This is a genomic window from Photorhabdus laumondii subsp. laumondii, assembly GCF_003343245.1.
GTDB lineage: Bacteria > Pseudomonadota > Gammaproteobacteria > Enterobacterales > Enterobacteriaceae > Photorhabdus > Photorhabdus laumondii.
This window is the reverse complement of sequence record NZ_CP024901.1, coordinates 2,306,418-2,322,611: the sequence shown is the minus strand read 5'-3', so window position 1 is coordinate 2,322,611 and position 16,194 is coordinate 2,306,418. Positions and strand designations below refer to the sequence as shown.

Here is a 16,194-nt window from a genome sequence, read left to right as displayed (position 1 = left end):
AAATGTGTTCCCCAAAATTAACATCTCTTTGCTGTTTATATTTCCAGCTTAGTGACCGCCCTGTTGCCAGCTCAAATACTGTTCATACTTGCGCAAAGCAATGTTGTAGTTACTGAATGCTGACTGTGACAGCTTTTCACTCAGTTTTTCCTGAATTTTCTCTGTTGTGAACTCTTTTACAGGGTAATTGCTTGAAGTGAGCAATTCATCCAAACGTCGTAAACGAACCACATACTCACGAACAGTACTATGACTCATTTCAGTCTGTTCAAACAGGTACTGTTTGAAAGACATGATGTCAAAATAATCTGTCTCGCTATTGCAATAAATCTCACTGCAAAAACGACATAACGCGACAAATTTATCTTGCAGCTCATCCCAAGTCTTGTCATCAATCAACTCCGTCATCTCGGAGATGGACTCTTTGTTGATCACTTGGCCATTAAAAACCAAAGAGATACGGTCAAGAGCTTTGTGACAATGCAAGCAATGAGTTTGACTATGTTTGTAGTCTTTAATGTAACGGCTGAGCGGCCGTTTCTTTTGTGTTGTAACAGACATAAGAGATAAGCCCTGTGTGTAGTCTTAAACAAAAAACAAATAAGCAAAAAAGTTACTTTTCCGGATTTAAGCGTGCCCGCAAGCGTTTAATCGCCTGGCTGTGTAGCTGACTTATACGGGACTCCCCGACTTCAAGTACTGCGCCAATCTCTTTCAGATTAAGTTCTTCCTGATAATACAGCGTCAGAACCATTTTTTCTCGTTCAGGTAACGAATCGATAGCTTCAATTACCCGTTGACGAACGTCACTTTCCAGCAATTGTTGTAAGGGATTAGTTTCATGCCCCTCTTCAATGACAGGTTCACAGCTTTCACCATGCATTTCATGCCATTCATCATACGAAAACAACTGACTGTTATTCGTATCTAACAGTATCTGCCGATATTCTACCAGATCAATCTTTAATTCTTTAGCAACTTCCTGCTCACTGGCTGGACGGCCTAAGTCTTGCTCAAGTTTACGGATGATGTGCGTCACTTCGCGCGCATTACGGCGCACGCTACGCGGAGCCCAATCACGGCTCCTTAACTCATCCAACATTGCACCCCTGATGCGTTGTACCGCATAAGTGGTAAACGCGGTTCCTTGTAAGGAATCAAAACGTTCCACCGCATTTAGTAAGCCGATTCCCCCGGCCTGAAGTAGATCATCCAGCTCCACACACGCGGGTAACCTAACTTGTAGCCTTAACGCTTCATGGCGAACTAATGGTACGTAGCGCTTCCAGAGGCTGTTTTTGTCCATCACGCCTTCGGCGGTATACAAATCGCTCACAACAACAGACACCTTTGGAAAAAGAGACTAACCATCATTATCCAATCCCCTAACAAGGGCAATCGTTTGAACAATGTAGTAAAAACACTTCTTTTTCACCTATGCGAAATTTATTGTCTGCCTAATAGTATCACAAATTTTAGGCTGTTCCTGATAAACTCCTAAAAAAGAAGGACCGGCGAGCCGATCCTTGATTTGTTTGGATTTTTATGTGAATCAGGTTCACATATTGCCCTAGCTGAGCGATTAACGCAGCAGAGACATTACATTCTGAGGCACTTGGTTAGCCTGAGCCAGAACCGCAGTACCCGCTTGTTGCAGAATTTGACCACGGCTCATGTTAGACACTTCGGTCGCGTAGTCAGCATCTTCGATACGGCTACGAGCAGCGCTCAAGTTGTTAACGGTGTTGTTCAGGTTGTTAACGGTAGATTCCAGACGGTTTTGGATAGCACCCAAAGAACTGCGCAGGCTGTCAACTTGTGCCAGAGCGCTGTCCAAAGTTTCTAGAGGCTTTTCTGATGCTTTAGCAGTGATGTCTGCATCTGCTGTTAATTTACCCTCTTTAGTAATAGTGGCTTCGAAATATTTTACTTTGCCATCTGTATCGTCAGTACCTTTGACAACATATTTACCAGGATTAACTGAACCATCATCCTTAAGAGCTTCATAGACTTCTACACTTTTCAGGCCCTTAACTTTAGCGTCGGCAGTGTGATCGATATTTTTCTTCCCACCTGCACCATCGTCAACCTGTTTAACTACTTCTCCGTGTGGAACTTCCGCAGAAATAGTAAATTTACCCAGATTCAGAGCTTCTTTGTCGATTTTTTTCAGATCGATGTCGATAACTTCGTTATCATTAGCACCAACTTGAATGGTCATTTTGCTATCTTCACGCAAAACACGAACACCGTTGAACTGAGTCTGTTCAGAAATACGATCAATTTCCTTTAAACGCTGAGTCACTTCTTCCTGGATAGATTTGATATCACTTTCAGAGTTGCTGCCGTTTTGTGACTGAACAGTCAGTTCACGAATACGTTGTAAGTTGGTGTTAATTTCGTTCAGTGCACCTTCGGTAGTCTGTGCAATAGAGATACCGTCATTAGCGTTACGTGCTGCCTGAGTCAAACCTCTAACATTTGCAGTGAAACGGTTAGCGATCGCTTGACCAGCCGCGTCATCCTTCGCGCTGTTGATACGCAGACCAGAAGATAGACGCTCAATAGCGCTACCCAAAGTACCCTGGGATCTATTCAAGTTATTCTGAGTCAGCAGGGACAGGCTGTTGGTGTTGATGACTTGTGCCATAGTTAGAGTTCCTTTTTAAAATCAAGTCGATATATAAGTTTGGGTTTTACCCACGGTGTTCATCACCGCCAACAGTTTTATCGGCGCTCCTCAAAGAACCTTTAATTTTTCTTGAAAAAACTTTTTCTTTTTTATCACGCTGCACTGATAAGCCAAACAGCGTCGGTTCTTCACGACTATTCCTACCATAGAAAAATTATTTTTATTAGTAAACTTTTCCAAAAACTTACCGATAACCGGTTCAATAAAGCTTTACTAATAAAGGAGTCAATAAATGGCTAGCATTTCTTCATTAGGCGCCGGGTCGGGGATGGATCTGGGCTCTATATTGGATAAACTTCAGGCAGCAGAACAAAAACGTTTAGTACCGCTGGCACAGCAACAAACCAGTTATAAAGGTAAGCTAACCGCTTTTGGTACATTAAAAGGCAGTTTAGAAAAACTGGAAACCGCATCTGAATCACTGAAAAAGTTCGATAAACTTAACACAACCACTGCCAGCGAAAAACATGATGCATTCGTTGCCAGTACTGATTCTAAAGCCAGCCCAGGTAACTACAGTATTGAAGTTAAACAATTGGCACAGGCACAATCATTACAGACAGAAAAAGTCAGTAATATCAAAGAGTATCTGGGTGAATCTTTGGGTGAAGGTAAAACCCGGACAATTACCATTACTCAGCCTGGCGAAAAAAAGCCGATGAAAATCGAGCTGACAGACGGACAAACATCGATTATTGAGATCCGTGATGCGATTAATAAACAGGAAGGTAATGTCAACGCCAGTATTATTAAAGCCAAAGATGGCGAAAACTATTTAGTGCTGACGGCTAAAAAAGCGGGCACTGAATCGGTGATGACCATCAAGGTTGAAGGTGATAACAAACTTAGCGAGTTGCTAAACTATCCAGGTACAACGAGTAAACTCACTCAAACGGTTGAAGCGAAAAATGCGAAATTGACCGTCAACAAAATCCCAATTGAGCGTCAGACAAACCATATTACCGATGCACCCGAAGGCGTTAAACTGGATCTGAAAAAAACGACCGAGGATAAAGATAAACCAGGGGAACATAAGCCAGAAATACTGGTTATATCCCGTGATATTGAGCCGATGAAAGAGGCGATTAAAAATTGGGTTGATGCTTATAATGAATTACAAACGACATTTGATTCACTGACCAAATTTAAGCCAGTAAAACAGGGTGAAGAACCGTCGAAAGATAATGGTGCTTTATTAGGTGACAGCACATTACGCGGAATACAGAACCAGCTAAGAAGCCAGATTTTCAGCTCTCAGGCGGCTAATGATATTCCAACCCTGAATAAGCTGGGCATTAAACAAAAGCCTGACGGTAAGCTGGAAATTGATAACGAAAAACTGGAAAAAAATCTAAAAGAAAAGCCGACTAATGTGAAAGCGTTCTTTATGGGTGACGGTAAAAAAACGGGTTTTGCCACTCAGACACATAAGCTATTAAAAGATGCTCTGGATAGCCATGAAGGTACCTTAGCTACCGCTACTGATGGTATTAACAAGCGTCTAAAAACCCTTGATCAACAAGTAGACAGGACTAAACAGAATATTAACGAAACAATTGAACGTTATAAACGCCAATTTTCACAACTGGATAAAATGGTCTCTTCCTTGGGAAACACCGGTAACTTCCTATCACAATTACAGAAAATAAGATAATTAAAGGAAATTATGTATCAACGTTCGGCAAGTCAATTATATGCCCAGATAGATGTGGAGAGCGAAATTATGAACGCCTCCCCCTATCAGTTGATTCAGATTTTGTTCAACGGGGCGCTTAGCGCCCTACGTCGAGCAATTATTCTGATGGAACAAGGTAATATCGCGGAAAAAGGCGCAGCTATTTCCAAAGCGATCAATATCATCGATAATGGCCTCAAACAAGGGTTAGATAATGAAAAAGGTGGAGAGCTGGCACACAATCTCGCTTCCCTTTACGACTATATGACCCAACGTTTACTCTACGCTAATTTACGCAATGATGAGCCAGCCATTACCGAAGTAATAAAGTTACTCACCGAGATTTCAGATGCTTGGCGGCAAATTGGCCCTCATTACAACGCCAGTCAGGATATTGTTTAATGGATAATAAAATGGATCTTTTGTCAGCTTACCAACGGATCCTAAGTTTAAGTGAGCAAATGCTTAATTTAGCTAAAAATGAAAAATGGGATGAACTTGTTGATATGGAAATCACCTACCTCAAAGCAGTAGAAGTGATCAGCCATTCTTCAATATCATCGACGACTTCTCTTTCGTTACAGCAAAAAATGACCAACATTTTGCAAATAATTTTAGATAATGAAAATGAGATTAAAAAACTACTACAGAAAAGACTTGATGAATTAAGTAAACTCATCAAACAAGCAAGCCAACAGCAATTATTAAATGATAGCTACGGCCAATTCCCTGTTGAACCCTATCATAATACCCTTATGAACTCTACGGAGCAAAAGTAATTGAGAAATAAAGGTGATGTACTCTCATCACCATTATTTACCCGTTTTGTGAGCTTGGTTTAGGATGTATTGATTTCAATTCAGATTATAAGGAGTCTTGGCAATTAAATAGTGTTCGGCTTTTCATTCTCAATATTTCATACACCAATGAAAAGTATTTTACATTTCTGACTAAAATGATACTAAGCATCTTTAAAACCTTGTAATATCCCGCTCTACTCAAGCTTGCCCTTCATTTTCATATTCCACTCCCATCATTGATCAACGGGTATTAATAAGCTTTTATATGCAGCCCTGTGATTTCAGTTGATTGTGAAAAACAAAAAGGCCACGCCGGAGCGCAACCTTGATGTTTTAATATAATATGATAATTGAAGGATATGTTAATCTACCAATTTCAATTATTCATCAAAGAAATTCAATTCAATTTCTAGTGTCTTACCGACTGATTCAACAAATAACGCTTCTAATTCTGATGAGTCATCAGTTTTAGTATACAAAAGAGTCAATAAATATTTTGTTTCAGCTACCCCTAAATCATATTCTTTACCTAAGCATTTTACAATTAATCTTTTTGAACCAAATTGTTCCTTGATTTTACTGGAATTATCTTCTACATGAATAACAAAACAATTTGGAGGAGTGCTAGCTGTATGAGCTACATCGAATTCTATAATATTTTTTAGGAGCAATGTATTATTACTGATTTCTTCCCATTTTCCCATGCTATATCCAAGTGAATAATTAAGTTTATTAGCGTAACCAAAATATTCGGTTTTCATACTAGAGGCTTTACCAACAGTTAACCTTGCTTTCAGTTGATACGCAGGTTCAATATGCGGCTTAGGTTTAACTGGTTTTTCTCCCACAAATTCCCAATCACAAGCCATCATATCTTCTTGCGTTGGCTGCCACGGTACAAAATTGCCATGCTCATTACGCAGATCAATATGCGTCAAATAATCATATTTAGTGCCAACGGCGACACCATCAACAACGTAAGCACTGCCTTCTTCCACTGTTAAATCATTCACACGAGGGGTAATAGCCAAATACATCTTTTTATCGCGCCAAACAGAACGAGCGACAAGCTTACGTAGCTTTAATTGAATCAGGGCCCAAGAAAAAGAACCAACCGGAGCGACAACACTATGACATTCATATTGCTTAGGATCAAACTGGCATTCATTTTCAAGCTTAATAACCTCAGACATATTATTTCCTTATATCTATAAATAATTAAAAATTAAACCACATGATTTAACTTTCAATTTATTATTAAACATTCAGTAAATTTTTATGAATTAATGCAACCGGCATAAAACTTAAGATTCAATTATAACAGGATATACCGCTCATTCTCCTTATCGTTTTTTGATACTTATCAATAAATTAGCATTAACCTCAGAAATTAGAGTTGAAAATTATTATTCGAAACCGTGACACCTTAAATATTTTATTGACTATGAGTTTTACAATATTTAATTAAATCGCTAACTACAACAAACATTCAACCAAAACATACGGTAAAGTTGTAAATTCAGTTAACCACAATAAACACGGCTAAAAAACCAGATGATATGAACGCTCCGAGTTGAAAACTTCATCCGCTAAAAGGGGCTGATTGTAACAAAATGGGCAGTACTGAAATGTGGACAGAAATGCAATCTCAGTATGAAGCTATGGATTGCCTCTCAACACAAAAGACCAGAAATAAAACCGATGGAATATCCTGTTTGCAGCGCCGCGGAATTTATCCACGACACTCGCGATCTCTCTTATTAACGATAGACATCAATAAATTAACATACCTACACCTGCATATTCATAATCTCCTGATAAGAAGCCGTTAGCTTATTTTTTGCCTGAACGCCTATTTGCAAAGCAATACTGGATTTCTGCATCTCCACCATTACATCATTCAATTCAACACCGGGTACACCCAGTGTAAAATCCTGAGCTCGTTTTGTGGCATTCAAACGTGTTTGATTAATTTTACCCACAGCCGCCATCAGTTGACTGGCAAATCCACTCTGCAACGGTAGTGGTTTTGCGATACTGGCTGCCTGTAATGCCTGAGCTTGCATCAGTTGCAGCACGCTTTCAATTGCCTGAATTGACATAAAAACCTCGTGTTAAACCACCCTATAACCTACGCCATTCAATGCCATATTAACCCAAAGTAATATACGGCATATTTTTAGACTGCCACCCTAACATAGCCCTCTCGATCTAAAGCGGGTAATTAAAGTAAAAAGTCAGGGCTTATTGTGCCATTAAAAGATGAGTGAACAGCGAATAATGACAAAACTGAAAATAGGAAGAATTTTTTCGCTTGCGTATGGGGAGTCTGTTTTGTTACGCCACGCTTTTAGTATTCATGTTGAACAGCAAGGCAAGGATCGTCTATGAGTGCCGCAACAACCGACGTTGAAAATCAAACTAAAGGTTTCAGTGCTATCATTAACCAGATAAAAGCTGATCCTAAAGTGCCATTATTAGTTGCCGGCAGCGCAGCCGTTGCGATTGTCATTGCCCTTTTCCTGTGGTTACGCAGCCCCGATTATCGGGTGCTTTACAGTAATCTGAGCGATAAAGATGGTGGCGATATTGTCACCCAATTAACCCAATTAAATATCCCTTACCGTTTTGCCGAAAATGGCGCTGCGATCATGATCCCTGCCGAGCAGGTGCATGAGACACGGCTAAGATTGGCACAACAAGGGTTGCCCAAAGGTGGGGCTGCGGGATTCGAACTACTCGATAAAGAAAAGTTTGGCATCAGCCAATTTAGTGAGCAGGTTAACTACCAAAGAGCATTGGAAGGTGAACTGTCACGCACCATTGAATCTTTAGGGCCAGTGCAAAATGCTCGTGTTCATCTGGCACTTCCCAAACCCTCGCTGTTTGTCCGTGAACAGAAATCGCCCTCAGCTTCCGTTACGGTTGGATTACTGCAAGGTCGTACCTTGGATGAAGGCCAGATAAACGCCATCGTCCATATGGTTTCCAGCAGTGTCGCTGGCTTACCACCGGGCAATGTCACCATCGTTGATCAGACCGGACGTCTATTGACACAAGCCGATGCGACCGGACGCGATCTCAATACCAGTCAACTGAAATACATTCAGGAAGTGGAAAATCGCTTCCAGCATCGTATCGAAACGATTCTAACCCCGGTTGTCGGTCGTGGTAACGTTCACGCACAGGTGACAGCGCAGGTGGATTTTTCACGCCGTGAAGAGACGGCAGAAGAATATAAACCTAACCAACCCCCGAATCAGGCTGCGGTTCGCTCAAAACAGTTGAGTGAAAGTGAGCAGAGTGGCGGCCCTCAGGTTGGCGGTATTCCCGGTGCGCTTTCCAATCAACCGAGCTCACCACCGAGTGCGCCGATTGATAAACCAAACACCAAAGAGAACAATAAAAACGACAAGAGCGATAAGAAAGCATCATCCGCCGGTAACAGTAATGAGCGCACGGTTAACAGTAATCGCAATAACCGCCGTGATGAAACCACAAACTATGAAGTGGACCGGACTATTCGCCATGTGCAACAACAAGCCGGTGGTGTTGAACGCTTATCCGTCGCCGTTGTCGTCAATTATGTCACGGTAGAAGGCAAAAATGGCCCGGAAACTCAGGCCCTAACCCCTGAGCAATTGACAAAAATAGAAGCGCTGACCAGAGAAGCGATGGGCTTTTCTAAAGAGCGTGGCGACAGCTTGAATGTGGTTAATACACCATTTACTGAAAGCAAAGAAAATATCGAGGTTATTCCTGTCTGGCAGAACCCGGTTCTGTTAGAAAAAGCCTTCGATTTTGGCCGCTACCTGCTATTGATTCTGGTGGCATGGCTGCTGTGGCGCAAAATGGTGGTGCCTCAACTTGCCAAAAAACGCGCCGCAGAAAAAGCCGCCCTCGACGCACAGAAAGTTCAGAAAAGACAAGTGACTGAATCGAGTGCGGAAATGGATGAAAAAACGCGCCAGAAACTGACACGTCAACGAGTCAGTGCTGAAATTCAAAGCCAACGCATTCGTGAGCTGGCAGAAAAAGATCCTCGCGTAGTGGCGCTGGTGATCCGTCAATGGATGAGTAACGAACAATGAGCCTGAACGGAACAGAAAAAAGCGCCGTCATGTTAATGACCCTGGGAGAAGATCAAGCGGCCGAGGTGTTTAAACACCTGAACTCCAGGGAAGTCCAGCAACTCAGTATCACAATGGCAGGTATGCGCCAAATTTCTAACCAGCAACTGGTGGATGTCTTGGCAGAGTTTGAAGAAGATGCCGGCCAGTATGCGGCACTGAGTATCAATGCCAGTGACTATTTGCGTTCGGTGTTAATTAAAGCGCTAGGAGAAGAACGCGCTTCCAGTCTGCTTGAGGATATTCTCGAATCCCGTGAAACCACCACCGGTATTGAGACCCTCAACTTTATGGAACCTCAAATGGCAGCCGATATGATCCGTGAAGAGCATCCACAGATTATCGCCACCATTCTGGTTCATTTAAATCGCGGACAAGCAGCCGATATCCTTGCGCTGTTTGATGACAAATTACGCAACGACATCATGCTACGTATCGCGACTTTCGGGGGTGTACAGCCGGCGGCACTGGCTGAACTGACAGAAGTACTCAATAACCTGTTAGACGGCCAAAATCTCAAACGTAGCAAAATGGGTGGCGTTCGTACTGCGGCTGAAATTATCAACCTGATGAAAAGTCAGCAGGAAGAGAATGTTATCGAAGCCATGCGTGCCTACGATAACGAACTGGCGCAAAAAATCATCGATGAAATGTTCCTGTTCGAAAACCTTATCGATGTGGATGACCGCAGTATCCAGCGTCTGTTGCAGGAAATCACCACTGACTCCCTGCTCATTGCACTGAAAGGCTGCAACCAGCAACTACGCGATCATTTCCTCAACAATATGTCTCAACGTGCCGCAGAGATTATGCGCGATGACCTGGCAAACCGTGGTCCGGTGCGGATGTCGCAAGTGGAGAACGAACAGAAAGCGATTCTGCTTATTGTTCGCCGTCTGGCAGAAAGCGGTGAGATTATCCTAAATGGTGGCGACGATAGCTATGTCTGATAAGTTAAACCATGCTGACTGGCAACCCTGGAAACCAAACGAGCTCACACAGTGGGAAAAACTACGGGCCAAACCCGAGCCCGTTGATGACTCACAGGAAGAGTCAGAGCGTAATGAAATCCTTGAACAAGCGGCAATGCTGGATAATCTGAAAGAACAGGCACGGCAGACAGGCCATGAACAGGGATTTACCGAGGGTCAAGCGCAAGGTTATGAACAAGGTTACCAAGCTGGCTTAGAGGCTGGTCTGGAACAGGGGCGAAAAGAGGCTATTCAGCAGCAGCAACCTATCACCGAGCAGTGGCAAAATCTGCTGGCCGATTTCCAGCATTCACTCGAAGGGCTTGACACGATCATTGCCTCCCGCTTGATGCAACTGTCACTGACCGCTGCAAAACAGATCTTAGGTCAGCCTGCGATTTGTGATGGCACTGCCCTGCTCAATCAGATCCGTGAATTTATTCAACAGGAGCCGATGTTGAGTGGTAAACCCCAATTGCGGGTTCATCCACGAGATATGCCAATGGTTGAACAACAATTAGGCAATACGCTCTCACTACACGGCTGGCGCTTACTGGCAGATAACAAACTGCATCCTGGTGGTTGCAAAATCAGTGCAGATGAAGGCGATTTAGATGCTAGTTTGGCCACCCGCTGGCATGAGTTGTGCCGGCTGGCCGCACCGGGGGAATTGTAATGACCGCAAGACTCGGGCGCTGGCTGGCGACACTGGATACTTTTGAGCAGAAACTAGCGAAAACCTCACCAGTGCGTCGTTATGGACGTCTGACCAGAGCGACCGGGCTGGTGATGGAGGCAACGGGTTTACATCTGCCTCTGGGGGCAACCTGCCTGATTGAACGACAAAATGGCAGCAATATTGAAGAAGTTGAAAGTGAAGTTGTCGGTTTTAATGGCGAAAAACTTCTCCTTATGCCACTTGAAGATCTGGAAGGGATTGTACCCGGTGCCCGGGTATACGCCCGCCCGTACAGTGAAGATTGTGGCGGTGGGCGCCAGTTACCGCTTGGCCCGGAACTGTTAGGACGAGTTTTGGATGGTGCCGGTCGTCCACTGGATGGTTTTCCTTCGCCAGATACCAGCTATCGTGCCCCACTCACCACGCCGCCAATCAATCCTCTGCAACGTACACCAATCAGCGACGTACTGGATGTCGGTGTGCGAGCGATTAATGCCCTACTGACCGTAGGCCGTGGGCAGCGTATGGGGTTGTTTGCCGGTTCCGGGGTCGGTAAGAGTGTTCTGCTTGGCATGATGGCACGTTACACACAGGCTGATGTGATTGTCGTTGGCTTGATCGGTGAACGTGGCCGCGAAGTTAAAGATTTCATTGAAAATATCCTTGGTGCCGCTGGTTTAGCCCGCTCAGTGGTTGTCGCCGCACCCGCCGATATCTCACCGCTGTTGCGCATGCAAGGTGCCTCCTACGCCACCCGTATCGCTGAAGATTTTCGTGACCGAGGTAAACATGTATTGCTGATTATGGATTCATTGACCCGTTACAGCATGGCGCAACGTGAAATTGCCCTGGCAATTGGCGAACCTCCGGCAACCAAAGGCTACCCGCCTTCGGTTTTCGCCAAACTTCCGGCGCTCGTAGAGCGTGCAGGCAATGGGGTGAATGGCGGTGGCTCGATTACCGCGTTCTACACCGTACTCACCGAAGGTGATGATCAGCAAGACCCGATAGCCGATGCCGCGCGGGCAATTCTGGATGGTCATATCGTCCTCTCCCGTTCGCTGGCAGAATCAGGGCATTACCCGGCGATTGATATTGAAGCGTCTATCAGCCGCGCAATGACCGCACTCATTGATAAACAGCACTACCGGCGGGTACAACAGTTCAAACAACGACTCGCAAGCTATCAGCGTAACCGTGATCTGATTAATGTCGGTGCTTATGCTGCGGGCAGTGATCCGCTACTAGACAAAGCCATTGAGCTTTATCCCTACATGGCACAATTTCTACAGCAAGATATTGAAGAACGTAGTGAATATGACGCTGCCTGCATTCAATTACAACAGTTGTTACCTACATAACGTAACGATTTTCTGGGTGTTGCCATTAAAGCGAGGAATAAGATGCAGCAACAATCACCTCTCATAACCTTGCGTGACCTTGCACAAAATGCAGTGGAAAAAGCCGCTACTCACCTGGCACAAGTTTGTCAGAACTATCAGCAAATGGAGCAACAACTCGCAACGTTGATGGGCTATCAAGATGAATACCGGGAGCGCCTGAATGACACACTGAGTCATGGTATGCCATGTACCACTTGGCAAAATTATCAGCAATTCATGAAAACGCTGGAAAAAGCGATTGAACAGCACAAATTGCAGCTCAATCAATGGCAACAGCGGCTTGATACGGCTTTATCACAGTGGCGGGAAAAACAACAGCGCCTCAATGCCTTCGATACTTTGCAACAACGGGCAGATAACAACCGAAGATTACATCAGAACAGAACGGAACAGAAACAGATGGATGAATATGCCCAACGTAGCGTACAACGGAGAAATAAATAATGAATCTCACTCTTTTGCCTGCCGACCTGAAACCGACAGAAAATCAACCAACGCGCAGCAATTCACTCACTGATGCCGATCAACCTTCGGCTTTTGCTCAGTTTCTTAATCTGGAAACCGAACTGGCACAGAAAGGCGGGGTCAAACCAGGAAAAGTATCATCCAAAGAAGAAGAGGTTACAGATGATACAGACCACGATTTGTCGCCACTATTATCCGTCCCAAACGAATTATCCGCCCCAAACGAACTGTCTATCGCAAATGAATTATCTACCTCAAATAAAATACCAACAGAGCCTATTACCTCCTCGCTGATTCCTCTTGATGTCAAAGCAGATACAAATAAACAACCGGTTGCTGTTGATGAGAAACTTATGTCAGCAGAAGAGCTGGCGGCAAGTTTACCCATACAATTATCCGGTTTAGCCATCAAACCAGAAAACCAGAAAACCAGCCTCCAACCTGACGGACTCGTTAAGCATAATGATAAAAACCGTCAAATTAGCGTTAAAGAATTAGTCGTTATAGAATTATCGACTGAAGAGAATCCTCTGACAGCGATTGCAAAACAACCAAAACAGGAAGAAGAAAAAGCAGACGCCTTTTTTAAAACCAAACCTGAAAACGGACTTGGGCAAAATTCTTCGGTAAAACCCAAGATTGCTGCCGCAGCTATCCAACATGAAACTGCAACTCCGACTCATCCACGTGAATCAGCACTCACTCAAACTACCGCTCAAGCTGAGATCCAGCCCGCGCCAGCAGCCACTGAAAATCAACAAACCGGGCAAATCTCCTCTGTGGCAACCTCTCCCCTGCTTTCCGCCGGACACAATCAGACAGCCCAGTTTCAGTTATCCAGTGCCTCTACCCCCTTACTGAATGCCCAATTGGGTAGTGAAGAGTGGCAACAACAATTAAATCAACAAATCATTTTATTTAACCGCAATGGCCTGCAACAGGCAGAGCTACGCCTGCATCCACAAGAGCTAGGCGCATTGCAAATCCGCATGTCTGTTGAAGATAATCAAGCGCAATTGCATCTGGCATCGGCTCACAGCCATGTCCGGGCGGCACTGGAAGCGGCATTACCTGGACTTCGCCATGCACTGGCAGAAAGTGGTATTCAACTGACCCAAAGCAGTGTCAGCAGTGACAACGCGAGTCCGTGGCAACAAGAACAACGTGCTGGTTCACAACATTCAGACGGAACCGCAAGTCGCAATGCTGATGCCACCTCAGAAAATCACTCAGCCACTGAATCCACAGTACATTTAACACCTCATCAACTCGCGTCCGCCCGGGGAGGTGTGGATATTTTCGCCTGATAGTAGCAAGTAACTTCATAACAAACGAACGAGTTAGTCGTTTTTTCCCCGTTTGTTCCAGCTATTGCCTGCGGAAATACGCGGGATAATGATTATCGATATTGATGGATAAGTCAGCCCACCATGGAATGCGTGGACACTTATCCGCAACAAAAACAGGAATTTGTCTGTCCATGTCTGACTATAGCTACGAGCATAAACGCAAAAATCCATTTGGGATGATACTGTTAGTACTGATTGCCGTTATCGGTACCGCCATCGGGGGATACAGTTGGTGGGCACTTAAACAGGCAAAAGAGAGTGACTCTGCGGCATCTAAAGCCATAGCAGTCCCTGTCTTTATGACTCTGGAGCCTTTTACCGTCAACCTGATCGACAATGAAGATCACTTTGACCGAGTGCTTTACATTGGTGTGACTTTACGTTTAGCCGATGAAAAAACTCGCCAGCGCTTCCACGAATATCTGCCGGAAGTTCGTAGTCGTATGTTGTTGCTATTATCACGCCAAAAATCGGCCGATCTGGCTCATGACAGCGGTAAATTGCGTCTGATGGACGACATCAAGCAAACACTTCGCCCAACCTTGGTACCCGGTGAACCGGATCAGGTCATCACCGATGTGCTGTTTACCACGTTTATTCTGCGATAATCACCATGAGTGACAATATTCTTTCACAGGCAGAGATTGATGCTCTGCTCAATGGCGACAGTGCCAGTGACGACGTAGAAAATACCTCGTCCGGGGAAAATGAGATTCGCCCTTATGATCCCAATACCCAACGCCGGGTTATTCGGGAACGTCTGCAAGCACTGGAAATTATTAACGAACGCTTTGCCCGTCATTTCAGGATGGGGTTGTTTAACATGCTCCGCCGTAGTCCTGACATTACCGTCGGCGCAATAAAAATCCAGCCTTATCATGAATTCGCCCGCAATCTGGCAGTACCGACCAACCTTAATCTGGTTCATCTGAAACCGTTGAGAGGGACAGCACTGTTTGCATTCGCACCCAGTCTGGTTTACATCGCGGTAGATAACCTGTTTGGTGGAGATGGACGTTTCCCGACCAAAGTAGAGGGCCGAGAATTCACCCATACCGAGCAACGAGTGATTAACCGGATGTTACGTATGGCACTGGATTCCTATCGTGATGCCTGGAGCGCCATTTTCAAAATTGAAGTGGAATACATTCGCTCTGAAATGCAGGTGAAATTCACCAACATTACAACATCACCGAACGATATTGTGGTGACAACGCCATTTCAAGTGGAAATTGGTGCGTTGAGTGGTGAATTTAATATCTGTATTCCGTTTGCCATGATCGAACCACTACGGGAACGTCTGACCAATCCACCATTGGAAAATGCCCGGCAAGAAGACAGCCTGTGGCGAGAGAGTCTGGTAAAACAAGTTCAGCATTCAGAGCTGGAATTGGTCGCTAACTTTGCTGATATCCCGCTGAGGCTGTCAAAAATCCTGCAACTTCAGCCGGGCGATATCTTACCTATTGATAAACCCGAACGCCTGATCGTTCACGTCGATGGTGTGCCCGTGCTCACCAGCCAGTACGGAACATTAAATGGGCAATATGCCCTGCGAGTCGAACATCTTATTAACCCAGTTTTAAATGCTCTGGATGAGGAACAGCCCAATGAGTGATGCTAAGCAACCCACAGATACCGCTGCAACCGGATCTGCCGAAGATATGTGGGCAGAAGCTCTGGAACAACAGGCCGCGCAACAACAAACCTCTGACAGTAGCGCGGCAATTTTTGAATCTCTGGAGCCTCAGGATGCACTGGCTCACTTATCGGATATCGACCTGATTTTGGATATTCCGGTCAAATTATCCGTAGAATTGGGCCGGACAAAAATGACCATCAAACAGCTACTGAGATTATCTCAAGGTTCAGTTGTTTCCCTTGATGGCCTTGCCGGGGAGCCGTTGGATATTTTAATCAATGGATATCTGATTGCTCAGGGTGAAGTTGTGGTTGTATCCGATAAATACGGTATCCGTATCACCGATATCATCACCCCTTCTGAACGTATGCGTCGCCTGAGTCGTTAA

The 16,194-nt window shown here is 44.6% G+C and carries 17 protein-coding genes; 12 read left to right on the top strand and 5 right to left on the bottom strand.

Features of this window, described 5'->3' with window-relative positions; all coding sequences use genetic code 11:
• Nucleotides 1-48: 48 nt before the first annotated feature.
• From fliZ to PluTT01m_RS10090, 3 genes are all read right to left on the bottom strand, one after another.
• The gene (gene fliZ, locus PluTT01m_RS10100) at nucleotides 49-561 is read right to left on the bottom strand and encodes a flagella biosynthesis regulatory protein FliZ (protein WP_011146218.1); all 513 of its coding nucleotides are present in this window, start codon (nucleotides 559-561) and stop codon (nucleotides 49-51) included.
• A 52-nt stretch (nucleotides 562-613) separates the two neighbouring features.
• Nucleotides 614-1,336: an RNA polymerase sigma factor FliA gene (locus PluTT01m_RS10095; protein WP_011146217.1), complete on the bottom strand. Its 723-nt coding sequence runs from the start codon at nucleotides 1,334-1,336 to the stop codon at nucleotides 614-616.
• Between the two features lie 246 nt (nucleotides 1,337-1,582).
• On the bottom strand, nucleotides 1,583-2,650 hold the full coding sequence (locus tag PluTT01m_RS10090) for a flagellin FliC (protein WP_011146216.1): 1,068 nt from the start codon (nucleotides 2,648-2,650) through the stop codon (nucleotides 1,583-1,585).
• Between the two features lie 274 nt (nucleotides 2,651-2,924).
• Here PluTT01m_RS10090 and fliD point away from each other — a divergent pair, with 274 nt between their 5' ends.
• From fliD to fliT, 3 genes are read left to right on the top strand one after another with little or no spacing between them, the layout of a single operon-like run.
• Nucleotides 2,925-4,346 (top strand): flagellar filament capping protein FliD, encoded by a 1,422-nt coding sequence (gene fliD / locus PluTT01m_RS10085; protein WP_011146215.1) that lies wholly within the window; start codon nucleotides 2,925-2,927, stop codon nucleotides 4,344-4,346.
• 12 nt (nucleotides 4,347-4,358) lie between these two features.
• Nucleotides 4,359-4,769 (top strand): flagellar export chaperone FliS, encoded by a 411-nt coding sequence (fliS, locus tag PluTT01m_RS10080; RefSeq protein ID WP_011146214.1) that lies wholly within the window; start codon nucleotides 4,359-4,361, stop codon nucleotides 4,767-4,769.
• The gene (gene fliT / locus PluTT01m_RS10075) at nucleotides 4,769-5,146 is read left to right on the top strand and encodes a flagella biosynthesis regulatory protein FliT (RefSeq protein WP_011146213.1); all 378 of its coding nucleotides are present in this window, start codon (nucleotides 4,769-4,771) and stop codon (nucleotides 5,144-5,146) included. Before fliS ends, fliT begins: the two co-directional genes overlap by 1 nt.
• Nucleotides 5,147-5,547: 401 nt before the next feature.
• On the opposite strand, the gene PluTT01m_RS10070 is transcribed toward fliT, so the two are convergent.
• Nucleotides 5,548-6,360 (bottom strand): DUF2829 domain-containing protein, encoded by an 813-nt coding sequence (locus tag PluTT01m_RS10070; protein ID WP_011146212.1) that lies wholly within the window; start codon nucleotides 6,358-6,360, stop codon nucleotides 5,548-5,550.
• A 597-nt stretch (nucleotides 6,361-6,957) separates the two neighbouring features.
• Nucleotides 6,958-7,269 carry a flagellar hook-basal body complex protein FliE gene (fliE, locus tag PluTT01m_RS10055; RefSeq protein ID WP_011146211.1) on the bottom strand — a complete coding sequence of 104 codons (312 nt, stop codon included), beginning with the start codon at nucleotides 7,267-7,269 and terminating at the stop codon, nucleotides 6,958-6,960.
• 285 nt (nucleotides 7,270-7,554) lie between these two features.
• On the opposite strand from fliE, the gene fliF reads away from it, so the two are divergent.
• The 9 genes from fliF to fliN all read left to right on the top strand — a co-directional run bounded on the left by fliF (nucleotide 7,555) and on the right by fliN (nucleotide 16,194).
• A complete protein-coding gene (gene fliF / locus PluTT01m_RS10050) occupies nucleotides 7,555-9,258 on the top strand; it encodes a flagellar basal-body MS-ring/collar protein FliF (RefSeq protein ID WP_011146210.1) in 1,704 nt (567 codons plus the stop codon).
• Nucleotides 9,255-10,247, top strand: a complete 993-nt coding sequence (fliG, locus tag PluTT01m_RS10045) for a flagellar motor switch protein FliG (protein ID WP_011146209.1) — start codon at nucleotides 9,255-9,257, stop codon at nucleotides 10,245-10,247. Before fliF ends, fliG begins: the two co-directional genes overlap by 4 nt.
• Complete coding sequence (gene fliH / locus PluTT01m_RS10040) at nucleotides 10,240-10,944, top strand: flagellar assembly protein FliH (protein ID WP_011146208.1); 705 nt, start codon at nucleotides 10,240-10,242, stop codon at nucleotides 10,942-10,944. The genes fliG and fliH overlap by 8 nt, the downstream gene beginning before the upstream one ends.
• Nucleotides 10,944-12,308, top strand: a complete 1,365-nt coding sequence (gene fliI / locus PluTT01m_RS10035) for a flagellar protein export ATPase FliI (protein WP_011146207.1) — start codon at nucleotides 10,944-10,946, stop codon at nucleotides 12,306-12,308. Before fliH ends, fliI begins: the two co-directional genes overlap by 1 nt.
• 42 nt (nucleotides 12,309-12,350) lie before the next feature.
• Nucleotides 12,351-12,794, top strand: a complete 444-nt coding sequence (gene fliJ, locus PluTT01m_RS10030) for a flagellar export protein FliJ (RefSeq protein WP_011146206.1) — start codon at nucleotides 12,351-12,353, stop codon at nucleotides 12,792-12,794.
• Nucleotides 12,794-14,122 (top strand): flagellar hook-length control protein FliK, encoded by a 1,329-nt coding sequence (locus PluTT01m_RS10025; protein ID WP_011146205.1) that lies wholly within the window; start codon nucleotides 12,794-12,796, stop codon nucleotides 14,120-14,122. Before fliJ ends, PluTT01m_RS10025 begins: the two co-directional genes overlap by 1 nt.
• A gap of 173 nt (nucleotides 14,123-14,295) precedes the next feature.
• Entirely contained in the window at nucleotides 14,296-14,772 is a 477-nt protein-coding gene (gene fliL / locus PluTT01m_RS10020; protein ID WP_011146204.1) for a flagellar basal body-associated protein FliL, read from the top strand.
• Nucleotides 14,773-14,777: 5 nt separating this feature from the next.
• The gene (gene fliM, locus PluTT01m_RS10015) at nucleotides 14,778-15,782 is read left to right on the top strand and encodes a flagellar motor switch protein FliM (RefSeq protein WP_011146203.1); all 1,005 of its coding nucleotides are present in this window, start codon (nucleotides 14,778-14,780) and stop codon (nucleotides 15,780-15,782) included.
• A complete protein-coding gene (gene fliN, locus PluTT01m_RS10010; protein WP_011146202.1) occupies nucleotides 15,775-16,194 on the top strand; it encodes a flagellar motor switch protein FliN in 420 nt (139 codons plus the stop codon). Before fliM ends, fliN begins: the two co-directional genes overlap by 8 nt.